16 protein-coding genes are annotated in these 16,469 nt (G+C 52.8%); 6 read left to right on the top strand and 10 right to left on the bottom strand.

Annotated features, from left to right (window positions below; all coding sequences use genetic code 11):
* Window positions 1-73 precede the first annotated feature (73 nt).
* A complete protein-coding gene (gene dbpA, locus LGV68_RS16025) occupies window positions 74-1,456 on the top strand; it encodes an ATP-dependent RNA helicase DbpA (RefSeq protein WP_252535663.1) in 1,383 nt (460 codons plus the stop codon).
* Between the two features lie 3 nt (window positions 1,457-1,459).
* Here the strand turns inward: dbpA and LGV68_RS16030 are convergent, their stop codons facing one another.
* Together LGV68_RS16030 and cpdB are read right to left on the bottom strand one after the other, a co-directional pair.
* Window positions 1,460-2,026 (bottom strand): Crp/Fnr family transcriptional regulator, encoded by a 567-nt coding sequence (locus LGV68_RS16030; RefSeq protein WP_024373769.1) that lies wholly within the window; start codon window positions 2,024-2,026, stop codon window positions 1,460-1,462.
* Between the two features lie 85 nt (window positions 2,027-2,111).
* On the bottom strand, window positions 2,112-4,073 hold the full coding sequence (gene cpdB, locus LGV68_RS16035; protein ID WP_252535664.1) for a 2',3'-cyclic-nucleotide 2'-phosphodiesterase: 1,962 nt from the start codon (window positions 4,071-4,073) through the stop codon (window positions 2,112-2,114).
* A gap of 304 nt (window positions 4,074-4,377) precedes the next feature.
* Here cpdB and cobA point away from each other — a divergent pair, with 304 nt between their 5' ends.
* The 5 genes from cobA to cysC all read left to right on the top strand — a co-directional run bounded on the left by cobA (window position 4,378) and on the right by cysC (window position 10,104).
* Window positions 4,378-5,256 carry a uroporphyrinogen-III C-methyltransferase gene (cobA, locus tag LGV68_RS16040; protein WP_020429100.1) on the top strand — a complete coding sequence of 293 codons (879 nt, stop codon included), beginning with the start codon at window positions 4,378-4,380 and terminating at the stop codon, window positions 5,254-5,256.
* 73 nt (window positions 5,257-5,329) lie between these two features.
* Entirely contained in the window at window positions 5,330-6,238 is a 909-nt protein-coding gene (cysD, locus tag LGV68_RS16045; RefSeq protein WP_020329499.1) for a sulfate adenylyltransferase subunit CysD, read from the top strand.
* A 17-nt stretch (window positions 6,239-6,255) separates the two neighbouring features.
* On the top strand, window positions 6,256-7,683 hold the full coding sequence (gene cysN, locus LGV68_RS16050) for a sulfate adenylyltransferase subunit CysN (protein WP_252535665.1): 1,428 nt from the start codon (window positions 6,256-6,258) through the stop codon (window positions 7,681-7,683).
* 46 nt (window positions 7,684-7,729) lie between these two features.
* On the top strand, window positions 7,730-9,454 hold the full coding sequence (locus LGV68_RS16055; RefSeq protein WP_222764810.1) for an SLC13 family permease: 1,725 nt from the start codon (window positions 7,730-7,732) through the stop codon (window positions 9,452-9,454).
* Window positions 9,455-9,483: 29 nt separating this feature from the next.
* Complete coding sequence (gene cysC, locus LGV68_RS16060) at window positions 9,484-10,104, top strand: adenylyl-sulfate kinase (protein WP_020429095.1); 621 nt, start codon at window positions 9,484-9,486, stop codon at window positions 10,102-10,104.
* 69 nt (window positions 10,105-10,173) lie between these two features.
* On the opposite strand, the gene LGV68_RS16065 is transcribed toward cysC, so the two are convergent.
* From LGV68_RS16065 to msrA, 8 genes are all read right to left on the bottom strand, one after another.
* Complete coding sequence (locus LGV68_RS16065; RefSeq protein ID WP_020329503.1) at window positions 10,174-11,073, bottom strand: TIGR03899 family protein; 900 nt, start codon at window positions 11,071-11,073, stop codon at window positions 10,174-10,176.
* A 298-nt stretch (window positions 11,074-11,371) separates the two neighbouring features.
* Window positions 11,372-11,872: a DUF3299 domain-containing protein gene (locus tag LGV68_RS16070; protein WP_020429090.1), complete on the bottom strand. Its 501-nt coding sequence runs from the start codon at window positions 11,870-11,872 to the stop codon at window positions 11,372-11,374.
* 25 nt (window positions 11,873-11,897) lie between these two features.
* On the bottom strand, window positions 11,898-13,157 hold the full coding sequence (locus LGV68_RS16075; RefSeq protein ID WP_047458666.1) for an ABC transporter permease: 1,260 nt from the start codon (window positions 13,155-13,157) through the stop codon (window positions 11,898-11,900).
* Window positions 13,154-13,870, bottom strand: a complete 717-nt coding sequence (locus tag LGV68_RS16080) for an ABC transporter ATP-binding protein (protein ID WP_020329507.1) — start codon at window positions 13,868-13,870, stop codon at window positions 13,154-13,156. The genes LGV68_RS16075 and LGV68_RS16080 overlap by 4 nt, the downstream gene beginning before the upstream one ends.
* Before the next feature lie 54 nt (window positions 13,871-13,924).
* Complete coding sequence (locus LGV68_RS16085) at window positions 13,925-14,590, bottom strand: DUF2796 domain-containing protein (RefSeq protein ID WP_172570463.1); 666 nt, start codon at window positions 14,588-14,590, stop codon at window positions 13,925-13,927.
* A 64-nt stretch (window positions 14,591-14,654) separates the two neighbouring features.
* Window positions 14,655-14,948, bottom strand: a complete 294-nt coding sequence (locus tag LGV68_RS16090) for a DUF2607 family protein (protein ID WP_252535666.1) — start codon at window positions 14,946-14,948, stop codon at window positions 14,655-14,657.
* A gap of 105 nt (window positions 14,949-15,053) precedes the next feature.
* Window positions 15,054-15,605 (bottom strand): YtfJ family protein, encoded by a 552-nt coding sequence (locus LGV68_RS16095; RefSeq protein WP_172567327.1) that lies wholly within the window; start codon window positions 15,603-15,605, stop codon window positions 15,054-15,056.
* Window positions 15,606-15,715: 110 nt separating this feature from the next.
* A complete protein-coding gene (msrA, locus tag LGV68_RS16100) occupies window positions 15,716-16,351 on the bottom strand; it encodes a peptide-methionine (S)-S-oxide reductase MsrA (protein WP_172570464.1) in 636 nt (211 codons plus the stop codon).
* Window positions 16,352-16,469: the final 118 nt, after the last annotated feature.

Here is a 16,469-nt window from a genome sequence, read left to right on the forward strand (position 1 = left end):
ATATTCACTGGTGCTGACGATTAAAATAACGATAATAGCCGCTCGTTTTTTCGTCTGACCTAAGGACACTCCCTTGAACCCAACATCTTTTGCTGCTTTGAACCTCAAGCCAGAACTGCTCTCAAACCTCGATACCATGGGGTTTACTCATATGACGCCGATTCAGGCGCAATCTCTGCCAGCAATCCTCAACGGTCAGGATGTGATTGGTCAGGGGAAAACCGGCTCAGGTAAAACCGCAGCGTTTGGTCTGGGCGTGTTGCAAAACCTCAACGTGAAGCGTTTTCGCGTGCAGTCACTGGTGCTGTGTCCGACTCGTGAGCTGGCCGATCAGGTCGCCACCGATATTCGCACGCTCGGGCGCGCGATTCACAACATCAAAGTGCTGACTCTGTGTGGCGGTATGCCGATGGGGCCTCAGATTGGTTCGCTGGAGCACGGCGCGCACATTCTGGTGGGTACACCGGGGCGTATTCTGGATCACCTGTCCAAAGGACGTATCGACCTGTCAGAGCTCAACACTCTGGTGCTGGATGAAGCGGATCGTATGCTGGAGATGGGGTTTCAGGAAGCGCTGGATGCGATCATCGCCGAAGCGCCAAAACAGCGTCAGACACTGCTGTTCAGTGCTACCTATCCGCAGGCGATTCAAGAGATCGCTCAATCGGTGACCCACGATTCGCTGATGATCAAAGTGGCCTCGACACATGAAGCATCGAGTATTCGCCAACAGTTCTACAAAGTAGAAGGCACGGAAGCGCGTGATGAAGCGCTGGCGACACTGCTGCTGAATCACCAACCGGAATCGGCGGTGGTGTTCTGTAACACTAAACGTGAAGTGCAGAGCGTGGCCGATGAGCTGCACCACAAAGGCTTCAGTGTGATTGAACTGCATGGTGATATGGAACAGCGCGAGCGCGATCAGGCGCTGGTGCAGTTTGCCAACAAGAGCATCTCAATTCTGGTCGCCACGGATGTCGCGGCGCGTGGTCTGGATGTCGACAACCTGGACGCGGTATTTAACTTCGAACTGTCTCGCGATCCGGAAGTGCACGTACACCGCATCGGCCGTACCGGTCGCGCGGGCAGTAAAGGTCTGGCGATCAGTTTCTTCAGCGATAAAGAGATGCACCGCATCGCGCAGATCGAAGAGTACATGGACATCGTGGTGTCACCAGCTGAACTGCCTGCACCGGTGAAAGGTGTCGCGCCATACCGTTCGAACATGGTGACGATTCAGATCGACGGCGGTAAGAAACAGAAAGTGCGCCCGGGTGATATTCTTGGCGCGCTGACCAGCGATGGCAGCCTGACCGCGGATCAGATCGGTAAGATCAACCTGTTCCAGATGCGCGCCTATGTCGCGGTGCAAAAGAGCGTGGCTAAAGTGGCGCTGGAAAAACTCAGCAACGGCAAAATGAAAGGCCGTCAGTTCCGCGCCCGTTACATCAAATAAGCATCACTCGTTTCTCAGCCGGGCTTTGATTCGGCTGAGACTGATGGGCGTGATACCCAGATAGGCGGCGATGTGGGTGTCGCTGACGCGCGGAATCAATTCCGGAAACTGCTGACACATCACCTGATAACGCTGTTCTGGGCGATAGAGCAACATAAACCGTTCTTTGTTTTCCTTGTGCATCAGCTGCGCTTCCAGCAGCTTGATGTACAAGGGATGAAAGCGTTGACGCCATTGGTGCAGATACTCAATCGGTAAGCACAGCAGCGTGACCGGCGTGAGACTCTCGAGCAGATACGGCGACGGCGCACGGTGAATCAGGCTTTCAAAACCAATGATCCAATCCTGTTCCCAGTAAAACTCCTTACTGAACTCCTTGCCTTCTGGCGTCAGGTAGCTGGCGTGGCAAATTCCCTTACAGATGAAGTAAAAATGCGTCGGGTTTTCCCCCTGATTGACCAGAATATGGCGTGTCGGCAGCTCCAGCGGGGTCGCGGCTGCCAGCAGTTCGGCTGTCTCGTCGCTGCTAAAACCGTGTTCGCTCATCAACTGATGAAACTGCTGCTGAATGTCTGTCTCGGCGAATGACATGCCGGTTTGCTCCCATAAAAAAGCCGCAGCACATGCTGCGGCTGATACTGTACTCAATATCGGGTTACTTTTGTAGATCGATACGGTACACCGCAAAGCCCACCTCATCGGTGGCCACTTTACTCATCGGATACTGGCCTTTATCGGCAATAAACTGCGCCGCTTTGTCACTCGGTGAGGTCTCAAAACGAATGTCGAGTTTATGCGTGCTGTGGATTGGCGCAAATGACCAGTTGTTGTCTGCACTTGGCGTCACTTGTCCTTGTTCTTTGCTGACACGCGAAATGTAATCGGCGACCACAGTACGGTTCTCGTCCGGAGAATCAAACGCGATAAACTCACCACCCGTGCCTGGGAACTTGTTGCTGTAGGCGCGGTAGTTATTGGTCGCGATCAGGAAGGTTTGATCATCACGAATCGCTTGGCCCTGATAGGTCAGATTGACGATACGCTGCGCATTCGGATGGGTTACCTTACATTCGCCATCGTATTTGGCTGGCTGAGTTACATCAATCTGATAGTTCACGCCATCGAGTACATCAAAGTTGTAGGTACGGAAACCATCCCAGTTGATCAGCGATTGCGGTTGCTCAGAATTCACGTCGATCTGATTGAATTGTCCCGCAGAACATTCCAGCCACTCTTTGACCTCTTTACCGGACACTTTCATGGTCACCAGCGTATTCGGATAAAGGTAAAGGTCGGCGGCGTTGCGGAATGTCAGCTCGCCTGATTCCACTTCGGTAAAGTTAGAAGGATCGTTTTTGCGTCCACCGACTTTAAATGGCGCGGCGGCAGACAGCACGGGTAGACCATCCAGATTCGGGTCGCCCTGAATGAAGCGTTCAACGTAATCTTTCTGCGCCAGGTTGACGATTTGAATCGTCGGATCGTCCTGTACCAGTGCCAGATAGCTGTACATCACATCGTTGGCTTGTCCGATCGGCTGGTTGACGAAGTCACGCGTGCCTTTGTGATCGGCTTCCAGCGCTTTAACGATGCCCTTGTCGGCATCAACCAGTGGTTTGTTGTGCGCTTTATCGAAGATAGGGCGCGCTTCTGACTGACCATGCGTCACTACCCACTGGCCGCCTTTTTGTTCCAGCGTCAAATCCATAACCCCGACATGGCTGCCCCAGCGACCCGGCATCACGGCGGTCACGCCGTTAATCGTGCCTTGCGTGATGTCAGCCCCTGGCAGAGAGGCGAAGTCTTTACCCGGGAACACCGCGTGTGAGTGACCAAAGGCAATGGCATCAATACCCGGTACCTGCGTGAGGTAGTAAACCGAGTTTTCCGCGCCCAGTTTATAAGGGTCTGAAGAGACGCCAGAGTGAGGAATGGCCACAATCACATCCGCGCCCTGAGCGCGCATTTCCGGCACCAGTTTTTCGGCGGTGGCTTTGATGTCTTTGGCAATCACTTTGCCGTCAAGGTTCTTCTTATCCCACACCAGAATTTGTGGTGGCACAAAACCGATGTAACCGACTTTAACTTGATGTGCCTTGCCATCGGTGTCTTTAAAGGTGTGCGTTTTGATCAGATACGGCTTAAAGAAGTGCTCGCCTGATTTCGCGTCGTAGACGTTGGCGTTGATGTAAGGGAAATTCGCATCGTTGATCGTTTCGAGCAGAAATTTCAGCCCGTAGTTGAATTCGTGGTTACCGATGTTGCCCACATCGTAGCTGAGCTGATTCATCGCTTTGTAGGCTGGATGGACTTCGCCCGGCTTAATGCCTTTGGCCGCCATGTAATCGCCCATCGGGCTGCCCTGAATCAAATCGCCGTTATCCACCAGAATGCTGTTGGCGGCTTCGCTGCGCGCCTCTTTGACCAGACTGGCCGCTCGCGCCAGACCAATCTGTTGTGATGGTTTGTCTTTGTAGTAATCGTAATCCATCAGGTTAGTGTGGATGTCGGTGGTTTCGATAATGCGAAGTTTGATCGTTTCTGCCATCGCCGGGCCAGCTAACGTCAGCAGGCCGCCGAGAATGGCGACAGATAATGGTTTGATTGCCGCTGTCATGGTGCGCTCCAATCGGGTTGAGGGAAGTCAATAACTCGATAAATGTAACAAATACTGATGAAACAATGACTTCAATGGATAGTGAAATGTGATTTTAAGCACCTTATTGCGTACAGAAAGCGAGATTTTCCGGACCGTTCGCGCACTTCTTATTCACCCCTTGCCCGCTATTTTTGCCCCCTCAATGCTTCAACTGTGCCAATCCTATATCAGTTTTTCGAATAAAAAATGAAATTTTAGAATTTCAGGTAATAAAAGGAACTGCCCATAATGCAATCATCAATCGGGTAAGGGATGACAAAACATGGCGGGTTCACAAACAGTGTCAACGCTGACAACAGCAGCTCCACGCTTAGTGGCGGTCGATGGCGGCGCACACAACCAGACATGGTCCAAGATTGCCCGCAGCCAACTGCAGCCGGGAGAAGTGGCACTGGTGGGTGCCGGGCCGGGTGATCCGGAGCTGCTGACGGTTAAAGCGCTCAGCTATCTGCAACAGGCGGATGTGGTGCTGTTTGACTACCTGGTGTCTGACGACATTATGGCCCTGATCCCGAGCGACACCATTCTGGTGTGTGTGGGTAAGCGCGCGGGTCATCACAGCGTGCCGCAGGAAAAAACCAACCAGTTGCTGGTCGATTTTGCCAAGCAAGGCCACCGTGTGGTGCGCATCAAAGGCGGCGATCCTTTTATGTTTGGTCGTGGCGGTGAGGAGCTGGAAGTGCTGTTTGATGCTGGCGTTCAGTTTCAGGTTATTCCGGGCATTACTGCCGCTGCTGGTGCAACGGCCTATGCAGGTATTCCGCTGACCCACCGTGATTACGCGCAGTCCGCGCTGTTTGTCACTGGTCATTTGAAAGCCGAAGCCGCCGATATGGACTGGTCAACGCTCGCTCGCAGTCAACAGACGCTGGTGATTTATATGGGGCTGATGAAATCGAGCACCATCGCCACGCAGCTAATTGAACATGGCCGCAACGCTAGTACGCCGATTGCGATCATCGAACGTGGCACGCAGTCAACGCAGAAAGTTTTTCGCGGCGCACTCAGTGAATTACCTCAGTTAGCGGCACATGCTCAGTCGCCGTCACTGATTGTCATTGGTGAAGTCGTGACGCTGGCCGACAAACTGGCCTGGTTCGGTGACAACACCAACCCGTCAGCTCAATACCAATACGCATAACCCAATTATTCAAATTGCGAGACCCGGTCGCGGGTCTTTCAAGCCAACAGGCAGCTAAAAGGAAGCACGCAAAATGGATCAACAACGCTTAACCCATTTAAAACAGCTTGAGGCAGAAAGTATCCACATCATTCGTGAAGTGGCTGCGGAATTTGCCAATCCAGTCATGATGTATTCGATCGGTAAAGACTCTTCGGTCATGTTGCATCTGGCGCGTAAAGCGTTTTATCCGGGCAAGATCCCATTCCCCTTGTTACACGTCGATACCGACTGGAAATTCCGCGACATGATCGCGTTCCGTGACGCGACAGCGAAGAAATACGGTTTCGAGCTGCTGGTGCATAAAAACCCGGAAGGGATGGCGATGGGTATCAACCCGTTTGATCACGGTTCTTCGAAGCACACCGACATCATGAAAACCCAGGGTCTGAAACAGGCGTTGAACAAGTACGGTTTTGATGCGGCCTTTGGTGGCGCGCGCCGCGATGAAGAAAAATCTCGTGCGAAAGAGCGTGTCTATTCATTCCGCGATAAGAACCACACCTGGGACCCGAAAAACCAGCGTCCTGAGCTGTGGAAAACCTACAACGGCCAGATCAACAAAGGCGAAAGCATTCGTGTGTTCCCATTGTCGAACTGGACCGAACTGGATATCTGGCAATACATCTACTTAGAAGGCATCGAAATTGTACCGTTGTATCTGTCGGACGTGCGTCCGGTGGTCGAGCGGGACGGCATGCTGATCATGGTGGATGACGACCGCATGAAGCTGCAACCAGGCGAAAAGATTGAACACAAGAGCGTGCGCTTCCGAACGCTTGGCTGTTACCCACTGACTGGCGCAATTGAATCGAACGCCAAAACACTACCGGAAATCATCGAAGAGATGCTGGTGGCGACCTCGAGTGAGCGTCAAGGCCGAGCGATCGACCACGATCAGTCTGGATCGATGGAACTGAAAAAACGTCAAGGTTACTTCTAAGGGTCTAAGGAAAGAAAATGAATAGTGCAGTTCAAGCTCAACTTGCTGAGCTAGGTATTGAAGGTTACCTCAATCAACACCAACACAAATCGCTACTTCGCTTCCTCACCTGTGGCTCGGTAGACGATGGTAAAAGTACACTGATTGGTCGTCTGCTTCACGACTCAAAACAGATTTATGAAGATCAACTAGCCGCGGTGCATTCCGACAGCCAACGTGTTGGTACCACGGGTGAGCGCCCGGACTTAGCGCTGCTGGTCGATGGCCTGCAAGCCGAACGCGAACAGGGCATCACCATTGATGTTGCGTACCGTTACTTCTCGACGCAGAAGCGCAAATTCATCATTGCCGATACTCCGGGACACGAACAGTACACCCGTAACATGTCGACGGGTGCCTCGACTTGTGATCTAGCGGTGATCCTGATTGATGCGCGCAAAGGCGTGCTGGATCAAACGCGTCGTCACTCGTTCATCTCGAACTTGTTGGGGCTGAAACACTTCGTGGTAGCGGTCAACAAGATGGACCTGGTTGAATACTCGCAAGCGCGTTTTGAAGAGATTCGTGCCGAGTACCTTGAGTTTTCTAAACACCTGCACGGCGATATCGATATTCAGATCATTCCGCTGTCGGCGCTGGAAGGCGACAACGTGGTAGATAAAAGCGCGCACATGGACTGGTATCAAGGTCCGTCACTGCTCGAGTTGCTGGAAACCGTCGATGTTGATCAGGAAAAAGGCAGCGGCGAGTTCCGTTTCCCGGTGCAGTACGTCAACCGTCCAAACCTCGATTTCCGCGGCTTTGCTGGCACGATCTCGTCGGGTTCAGTCAAAGTGGGCGATAAGATCAAAGCACTGCCGTCAGGCAAAACCTCCACAGTCGCTCGCATCGTGACGTTTGATGGCGATCTGCAAGAAGCGCGCGCTGGTCTGGCGGTGACGCTGACGCTGGCGGATGAAATTGACATCAGCCGCGGCGATCTGATTGTGCTGGAGCAGGATCAGGTTGAAAGTACCAATCATCTGCTGGCCGATGTGGTGTGGATGACGGAGCAACCGCTTCAACCGGGCCGTGATTACGACGTGAAGATCGCCGGTAAGAAGACGGTCGGTCAGGTTTCAGCGATTCGTCACCAATACGACATCAACAATCTGTCGACTTATCAGGCAGCAGAACTGCCACTGAACGGCATTGGTCTGTGTGAGTGGACGTTCAATCAGTCTGTTGCACTGGACAAATATCTCGACTGCGCAGACACCGGTGGTTTCATCATCATCGACCGTCTGACCAACGTCACTGTTGGCGCAGGCCTGGTGCGTGACAGTCTGCAAAGCGTGGCGCAAGCCGAAGGTCAATTCTCTGCGTTTGAAGTTGAACTCAACGCACTGATCCGTAAGCACTTCCCACACTGGGATGCCAAGGATCTGAGTCAATTGCTTAAGTAATAAGTGATGGAGGGTGGGTAACCACCCTCGTGTTGAGGGATGTGTTATGTGGGAACAAGGGCTGGTACTGGCGATTCTGCTGGGCATCGTGACCTGTCTGCTGGTCACGCGAATTAAGCCGAGTTTCATTTTTGCCGGCGCGGCGTTTGTGGCGTTTATGTCCGGCATGATGGATGTGAACGCGCTGGCGTCGAACTTCACCAACACGTCTCTGCTGACTCTGGTTTTGTTGATCTTAGCCTCCAGCGCGTTGGAAAAAACGCGTTTGGTAAGCTGGGTGAGCCGCAATATTTCAGAAGGCAACTTGGGCACCGTGGTGGCCAAACTGGGCTTGTCGACCGCGTTTCTCTCGTCATTCACGAATAACACCGCTGTGGTGGTGTCGCTGATTGGCGCGATCAAACGCAATCAACAGCATGCGCCGTCGAAGTTATTGATCCCGCTGTCGTACACCGCGATCTTTGGGGGCACGCTGACGTTGATCGGCACCTCAACCAATCTGATCATCAACAGCTTTGTCGAAGATGCCGGACTGCCAAGCCTCAACTTTTTCGCGCCCTCGATGATCGGTCTGGCGGTGCTGGTGGGCGGGGTGATCATTTTGATCCCGCTGAGCTATCTGCTGCCCAGTTATGATGAACAGAATCAGGACGATCTGCCGTATTTCCTTGAAGCGATTGTTGAGCCGGGCTCGCCGTTGGTTGGACACAGTATTGCCGAAAACAACCTGCGCGCATTGCGTAAGCTGTTTCTCGCCGAAGTGATTCGCGATGGTGAAAGCGTACCGTCGGTCGGTCCGGATTTCGTATTGCAGGCGCGCGATCGTCTGCTGTTCTGTGGCGATGTGGAAAGTGTCTCGACGCTGCAGGAAATTCAGGGTCTGACGCTGTTTGGTCAGCATCACCTTAACGGCCAGAACTTCGTTGAAGTGGTCGTCAGCTCCTCGGCAAGCTTCTGCAACAAAACCCTCAAATCGAGCCGTTTCCGCGACCGTTTTGATGCGGTGGTGGTGGCGATTCGTCGTGGGCATGAACGGCTGGAAGGCGGGCTGGGCAATATTACGCTGACCGCAGGTGACACACTGGTGTTGGTGCCGGGCAAACGCTTTGATGCGCAGCGCCGTGCCAACAGCCGCGAGTTTGTACTGATCAACGATCTGGATTCCAGCGCCAAACTTGATACCAGTAAATCCACTCTGGTGCTGGTGGGGTTTGCCGCTGTGATTGGCGCGTCGCTACTGGGGGTTGTGCCGATCATCAAAGGGCTATTGGCGTATCTGCTGCTGCTGTTTGTGTTTGGCATTGTGCAAATCAGTGAGCTACGTCGCCGTTTCCCGGTCGACATCGTGGTGATCGTCGGCTCGGCGTTGTCGATTGCGCAGTTGATGATTTCGTCCGGCTTATCCGAGCGCATGGGCCAAATGTTTATTCAGGCCTTTAATGGCTGGGGTGTCTTCGGCGCGCTGGTGGCGACCTATCTGGTCACTCTGGTACTGACGGAACTCATTACCAACAACGCGGCGGCGGCGCTGGCATTTCCGATTGGCTACAGCATGGCTGTGGGCTATGGCGTGGATCCGATGCCGTTCATCATGGCGGTGCTGTTTGGCGCCAGCGCGAGTTTTATCTCGCCCTACGGCTATCAGACCAATCTGTTGGTGTACAGCGTGGGCAATTACAAACTGAGTGATTATGTGCGAGTCGGCATTCCGATTTCGCTGGTTTACTCAACGTTGGTGTTGACGCTGATCCCGGTATTTTTTCCGTTTTAATTTTTAAAATCTGTGCAAAAGGATGACATATGAGCACCGCATCGAATGTGAAAGACGACAACATCGTGTGGCATCAACACTCGGTTGATAAACACTTTCGCGCTGAGCTGAAAAAGCAGAAACCAGCGGTACTCTGGTTTACTGGCCTGTCTGGTGCGGGCAAGTCAACTGTGGCTGGCGCGCTGGAAAGCCGTCTGGCGACGCTGGGTTATCACACCTATCTGCTGGATGGCGACAATGTGCGTCACGGCCTGTGTAGTGATTTGGGTTTTTCTGAGCAGGATCGCCGCGAAAATATTCGCCGTATTGGTGAACTGGCCAAACTGATGGCCGATGCAGGCCTGATTGTGCTGACGGCATTTATCTCGCCGCACCGCGCAGAGCGTCAGTTGGTGCGTGACTTGTTGCCGCAGGGAGAGTTCATCGAAGTGTTCGTCAATACGTCACTGGAAGTGTGCGAGCAGCGCGATCCGAAAGGGCTGTACAAGAAAGCTCGTGCCGGTGAGATCGCCAATTTTACCGGGATTGATTCTGCGTATGAAGCGCCGCTCAATCCGGAAATCGACCTGCCTGCCGGCGATGCCAGTATCGATGAGCTGGTGGCGCAGTGTGTGGCTGAGCTGAACGCGCGCGGCATCATTGCTCAGTAAATCCATGGACTGAAAGCGATAAACAAAAAGTCAGGCTAAGCCTGACTTTTTTGTCTCTGCGGTTTGCCATTACACCGTGTGGTGAATGGTCGACGCACTGGCTTCGGTGTGCACGGTAAATTTCTGGCTCAGCAGTGCCACCAGCTGATCGTAGTAGCCCATATTGGGCTTGTTGCCGAGCAGGCGACACAGTTCATTGCCGGTAGGGGAGAAGCGGTAGTAGAGCAGACGCACGCCGCGCGAGTTGGCGTTGAGCGATAAATGCTTGCCCTGATAGCTCAGCGTCAGTGGCGGGTCGAGTTCAATTTCGCCGGATTCCAGTTCGGTGGCATGCAGCAGACCAAGCTCAATCAACACCAGTAAGTTGGAGTAGGGCATCTGGTGGCTGCCGATATTCAGGGTGTTGGTCACCGCCCGCTTGCCAAAACTGAACAAGCTGTTTTGAATCTTCAGTCCGAACAGCAGTTTCAGGCTCTGGTCACTGCCAAAACTGCAAGCCAGCCCCGCCGCGCGTTGCAGAATCTGTGCTTCTTTGGGCGTCATGTCCTGCAGTACTTTTAGCGCTTTCATCGAGGTAAAGCCCGGGTTGGTCACTTCACGTTTGAGTACCTGAGCCCACAAGCGCTGCATGGACGAGTTGTGAATGTCCTGTGCCATGTCGAAAAAGCGGTACAGCCAGTCCTGATCCGGATCGCCGGCCGTCTCATTGCGACACGAGACATGGGCCAGACGCACAATCTGCTCCAGATTCTTCTGACGCTGTTCTTTACGATCACGCTCGCGCTTTAACGCGCGGTCGAGCGGGGTTTTCTTCGGAGCTTCACTCAGCAGTAGAGCATCAACACCATGCTGCTGCGCGATACTAAAAATGCGGTTGGCGCTGTCTTTGACGTAATTGGATTTTCTTTCCTGTGATGAACCGGAAGTCGGCTCGTGATCAATCACTACAGGTTGTTTCGATTCGGCCATGTTTTACCAGCAGTTATGCTTTTCGGACATGGTTTAAAATGTACCCTGTCTGCCGTGTTGCCTCCAGCGAAACTCTTGGTTGCAGCGCACAAATTTGCGCTATGCCAAATGATAATAATTTGTTAAAATTGTTACCGCTGTTTGTGGGGGTGCCAATGAAATACGGGAAGGATATAAAGCTGCGCAAGCACCTATCGATTGCTCTACTATTCGTTGTTTATCTGGGAGTACTGACGTATCTCTCCAAGTACATCGTTTAGACAGCACAATCAATAGGTTACTTGGTTGTTAACACGATTTACATATCGTCGTATTCGGCGATCTCACTGCCTTCAATCACATAGCCTGTTTCCGCCAGATCCAAACTGACCGATTCCGTCTTGAGCGTCCCAATCACGTACACCACATCCCATAGCTCCTGCACTGGCGCACCTTTCGGGAATTTCACGTAAATAATCTGATTCGGTGGCGGTGGTGGCACATGAATGCAGGCACCAAAATACGGCACCAACAAAAATTCCGTGACGGTATTTTCATCCCCTTCCAATGGGATCACAAAGCCGGGAATTTTTACCGTGCTGCCATTAAGTTCAGAACGCACATGGCCGATTTTGGATTGCTTGGCTGGTGCGCTGCCGTTGTGATCCGGCATCGGCATGCCCTGCTGATCAAACAGATTGCGTTCGTTTTCCGGAATCAAATCGATCCAGTCCAGTTTCAAGACCTCATCACTGCTAAATGCTGGTGCCGCGACGACAGTCATTAGCATCAGGGCGGCGCTCGCCAGCCATTTTTTCATCTCTTTCCCCAGTTATTCAGGTTGTTTACAGTCGAATCGTCATGCCGTCGCTGAGCGACTGGCGATAGGCGCGCAGCGCGGGAATAAAGCCAATCACGATGCCAGCCGCTTGCACATAGCCGAGCAGCTGCCACTCATAACCGGACAGCGATTCCAGCTGCAGACGGATGCCATACTGACTTTCAATCAATGGTGCGGCGATCGCCAGCAGGGCATAGAGTCCGGCCAGCCCGAGCACGATGCCTGAGAATGTCAGTACACTGGCTTCACTCACCAACAGCGCGAATACATGCTGTGGCCGGGCACCCATGGCACGCAGAATCGACATTTCCCGTCGGCGCTCCTGCAAGCTGGTAAGCAGGCTGCTGAGCATGCCGAGCAGCCCTGCGACCACCACAAATACCGAGACCGCCATCAGCGCCTGTTCTGCCACCGACATCATGCCCCATAATTCATGCAGCGCGACCCCAGGCATAATGGCACTGAGCGGCTCTTTGCGATACTCATTGATCTGGCGTTGCAGTGCAAATGTCTGAATTTTGGATTTGAGACCAATCATCATCGCGGTGATCTGTTTGGGCTCGAACTGACGCTGCTCTAGCTGAGCGGCATCCGGAGTATTTCCCAGATGCGCTCCGGACTCCCAGCCAACGTGAATCGCTTCAATGGCACCAAGCGAAACATGAACGGTTTTGTCAACCGGGGTACCCGTTGGCGCCAGAATACCCACCACGGTAAAGGGCAGGTTGTCATGACGGGCAAAACCGACGTCACTGATACCATGAGCAATAATGATTTGGCTGCCAATGTGGTAACCCAATTGACGGGCGACATCGGCGCCCAGCACGGTTTCAAACAAACCGTTGAACTCGCGACCTTGAGAGAAAGTAAGTGGTTGCTTACTCCCATAGCGATAGTGTTCAAAGTAACTATGGTTGGTCCCCATCACACGGAAGCCTTTGTGCGAGTCGCCCAGTGAAATCGGAATCGCCCACTTCACGGCCGGATGAGTACTAAATTCCTGATAGCTTTTCCAGTCGATATTGTTGGTGGCATTACCAATGCGAAAGACCGAGTAGAGCAGCAGATTGACTTGTCCGCTGCGGCCACCCACGATCAGGTCGGTACCCGATATGGTGTTGGCAAAACTGCTTTTGGCCTGAGTACGAATGCGTTCTACACCCAGCAGCAGAATAACGGAAATGGCGACGGTCAGGACCGTCAGCAGCGCGGTAGTCTTACGGTTGAGCAGGCTTTTCCAGGCCAGTTTGACGGTGACGCTCATAACATCCCTCGCGCACGGTTGAGAGTAGGTAAGTGAACACTGCGGCTGAACAAGCTTTCCAGCGTCGGGTCATGGCTGACAAACACCAAGGTTGAGCCGACACGGTTTGCCTCTTCCAGCAGCAATTCAATGAAAGCGCTGCGATTGTCGTAATCGAGTGACGAAGTCGGTTCATCGGCGATGATGAGATGGGGCTCGCCAATCAAGGCGCGCGCGGCGGCCACGCGCTGCTGTTGGCCGATACTCAGTTCTACAACTGGTTTTTCCAGCAGAGCTTGCGGCAAGTGCAGACGCGTCAGCAGTGCTTTGGCCCGCTCAGTTAAAGGCTCGTTGACTTTGCTGCGGCGCAGGGCCGAGAACTGGCACGGCAGAATAACGTTGTCGATCACTGACAGATAAGGCAACAGATTAAACTGCTGAAAGATATAGCCAATATGATCGGCGCGAAAGCGATCGCGGGCGCTGGCTTTTAGCTGACTCAAATCTTGTCCGAGCAGGCGCACTTCGCCGCTGCTGGCGGTATTGATGCCGGTCAGCAAGCTGAGCAGGGTGGATTTACCGCACCCGCTTGGGCCTTTGATAAACAGATGCTCTTTGGCTGCGACACTCAGCTGTTCGATATCTAATGTCGGGCTGTCGCTGTCTGGCCAGCGAAAAGTGACCTGATTGAGTTCGATCACCTGCTTGGCCGAATAGAGATGGAGTTCACTCATCACAGTTCCTTGCAAAATAGTCTCGGGTAAGTAAGTACTTACCCGAGAGGTCCATTACAGTGAAATTCGAGCCTGACCCGGACGCAGTTCCGTCGCCGTCTGTACGCTGTCGGTCAGCAGATTCACGTCCATTTCCTGGGTGTTCGGGAACAATTCAAACCAGTGACTATCGATTTGCTTCAGCTCAGTAATCTGATCGCAATGGTACTGATATTGTACTGTGAACGAACCGTGCTGGTGCTCGTCGTGATGCTCATGACCTTCATGCGCCTGTTCATGATCATCGTGGTGTTCATGGTCATCATGGCCTTGATGTTGCTCGTGGTCATGATCATCATGCTGGTCGTGGTCGTGGTCGTGGTCGTGGTCGTGGTCGTGGTCGTGGTCGTCCGCCCCACCCAATGTATGCTTGACGTTGGCCGTTTCCAGATGACAACGCGCACCGTCACTCAGGGTGAAAATCGCTTCGGCGTTGTTGAGGTTATCCAGCGCCTGATTGAGGCGTTGTGTCTGCTCATCTGTTTGCGGTGCGTGTTCAAAACCCACCACGTCAGCGCCTGGCGCGGTGATTTCAATCAAAAGATCCTGACCATCCTGAGCGATATTGAGTTCGACATGGCCATGGACATGGGCTTCGTGTTGGCGAAATTCTTCTTGAGCGAAAGCGCTGCCACACAGAGCGGCAGAAATGCTGAGTGCCAGCACAGGTTTAGTAAACATTGTTTGACTCCATAAATACTGAAATAGGTAATAGGCGCGCACAGCACGCGGAAATAGCAGTGATTTACAGAGTGGGCGGTGAGCGGGCCAGATAGGCCAGATAGAGCCGAGTAATGTTCAGCGTGGCCGCGACGGGCTGCAGATAATCGTGTTCGATCCACACCGGCAGTTCTGGCAGTGTAGCGGCAAGGCCGTGATGGGCACCGGAAAATAGCTGACAATGATGCTGCGTGTGATGCGATGGCGTGATATCCAGTTGATGTTCGACGTAAGCAAAATTGAGCCATAGCGCCAGCAGGATAGCCATTAAGGTGACTACCCGAGCATGCAGTCGCAGACTGTGCAGGCTATGGTTCATGGTGAATCCACTGGATGAAAAAAGAATTGTTATAGTATAACAATTAGACGTAGAGGCAAGTACGGATTGTGCCGTGAGCAGAGATTTCTCCTCACGGCATGAGAATTACAGGCTCTGTTTCACCAGGCCAAGTACTTGTTCGATTTCCGGTTCGCTGAGTGAACCTTCTTTAACAAACAGCACTTTCCCCGCTTTATCCTGAACGATAATTGCCGAGGATTCTTCCTGAAGATCCCAGCTTTTCGCAACTTTTCCGGCTTTATCCAACACGATAGAGGACCATGGGAACTCTTTCTTGCTGTCCTGAGCGGACGATTTCACGAATGAACCAGTTCCCCAAATCGCATCATCCTGGTTGATGATCGAGGTGGTTTGGTATTGCTCCTCTGGAAAGTGCGCGGCAGTGATGGCGGCCATCAGCGCGGCGTTCATCTCTTTCGCACTGCTCCGCCCGGCAATCGCTTGAATGATGCGGACTTTGCCCGGCATCTGAGCACTGTTCCAGGGTTGGAAGGTGGTATCTTTATTTTGTAGAATAACTTCCCCGTAACTGTCGACTTCGACATTCGGCACCGATTGGCCGAGCTGAATGTTGTGAGCGAGAGCGAGGGTTGGAGAGCACGCCAGCATTAAGGCGATAAGTGTTTTATTTTTCATTGTTTTTGTTCCTTTGGTTGAGCACCCAAAGGTATAGCACAGAAAATGAGGTTGCGAAAAATTCAGGTTACAGGAATGTGGGTTCCGGCAACCTGAAGCATCAGAGCGGTTTACACCAGGCTCGGCGGGAAGCACACACCAGTGCCGCCTAAGCCGCAATAGCCTTGTGGATTTTTCGCCAGATATTGCTGGTGGTAGGTTTCCGCGAAGTAGTAAGGTCCAGCTGGCAGAATCTCAGTGGTGATCAGGTCGCGTTGGTGCTCTTCCAGCAGCGCCTGATAATCGGCTTTGCTCTGCTCGGCAATAGCCTGCTGCTCGTCGCTGTAGGTGTAAATTGCGGAGCGGTACTGAGTACCCAAATCGTTCCCCTGACGCATGCCTTGCGTCGGGTCATGGCGTTCCCAGAATGCGTGCAGCAGGGCGTTCAGTGACAGTACACTTGGGTTGTAGATGACGCGTACCACTTCGGTATGGCCAGTGCGTCCGGTACACACTTCTTCGTAAGTCGGGTTTGGCGTGTAGCCGCCTGCGTAACCAACTGACGTTGAGACTACGCCATCCAGTTGCCAGAACAGGCGTTCTGCGCCCCAGAAACAACCCATGCCGATCAGAATTTCTTCCTGACCCGCCGCGGGTGCTGCCGAAAGACGGGTTTGATTGACGAAGTGAGTGTCTTCTACACTCATAGGAGTCGAGCGTCCTGGTAATGCCGTTTCAGCGGTGACCATCACTTGTTTGTCTAACATGATATTTCCTTTTTAATTCGCTGACTGTGTGACCATGAACAGAGAGACCGGATAATTGACTGTTTTCATACAGACTAAATTGCATATTGACGGTATGATTCTCAACTAGCTAAATCTT

It is taken from the genome of Vibrio sp. LQ2 (genome assembly GCF_023920125.1).
In the GTDB taxonomy this organism is placed as follows: Bacteria; Pseudomonadota; Gammaproteobacteria; order Enterobacterales; family Vibrionaceae; genus Vibrio; species Vibrio fluvialis.

Bases quoted from the DNA above. Each gene is read 5' to 3' on its own strand.
- LGV68_RS16090 (WP_252535666.1), bottom strand. From the start codon at position 14,948: ATGAACCATAGCCTGCACAGTCTGCGACTGCATGCTCGGGTAGTCACC.
- cobA (WP_020429100.1), top strand. From the start codon at position 4,378: ATGGCGGGTTCACAAACAGTGTCAACGCTGACAACAGCAGCTCCACGC.
- LGV68_RS16080 (WP_020329507.1), bottom strand. From the start codon at position 13,870: ATGAGTGAACTCCATCTCTATTCGGCCAAGCAGGTGATCGAACTCAAT.
- msrA (WP_172570464.1), bottom strand. From the start codon at position 16,351: ATGTTAGACAAACAAGTGATGGTCACCGCTGAAACGGCATTACCAGGA.
- LGV68_RS16075 (WP_047458666.1), bottom strand. From the start codon at position 13,157: ATGAGCGTCACCGTCAAACTGGCCTGGAAAAGCCTGCTCAACCGTAAG.
- LGV68_RS16065 (WP_020329503.1), bottom strand. From the start codon at position 11,073: ATGGCCGAATCGAAACAACCTGTAGTGATTGATCACGAGCCGACTTCC.
- cysN (WP_252535665.1), top strand. From the start codon at position 6,256: ATGAATAGTGCAGTTCAAGCTCAACTTGCTGAGCTAGGTATTGAAGGT.
- LGV68_RS16055 (WP_222764810.1), top strand. From the start codon at position 7,730: ATGTGGGAACAAGGGCTGGTACTGGCGATTCTGCTGGGCATCGTGACC.
- LGV68_RS16070 (WP_020429090.1), bottom strand. From the start codon at position 11,872: ATGAAAAAATGGCTGGCGAGCGCCGCCCTGATGCTAATGACTGTCGTC.
- cysD (WP_020329499.1), top strand. From the start codon at position 5,330: ATGGATCAACAACGCTTAACCCATTTAAAACAGCTTGAGGCAGAAAGT.
- cysC (WP_020429095.1), top strand. From the start codon at position 9,484: ATGAGCACCGCATCGAATGTGAAAGACGACAACATCGTGTGGCATCAA.
- LGV68_RS16085 (WP_172570463.1), bottom strand. From the start codon at position 14,590: ATGTTTACTAAACCTGTGCTGGCACTCAGCATTTCTGCCGCTCTGTGT.
- LGV68_RS16095 (WP_172567327.1), bottom strand. From the start codon at position 15,605: ATGAAAAATAAAACACTTATCGCCTTAATGCTGGCGTGCTCTCCAACC.
- cpdB (WP_252535664.1), bottom strand. From the start codon at position 4,073: ATGACAGCGGCAATCAAACCATTATCTGTCGCCATTCTCGGCGGCCTG.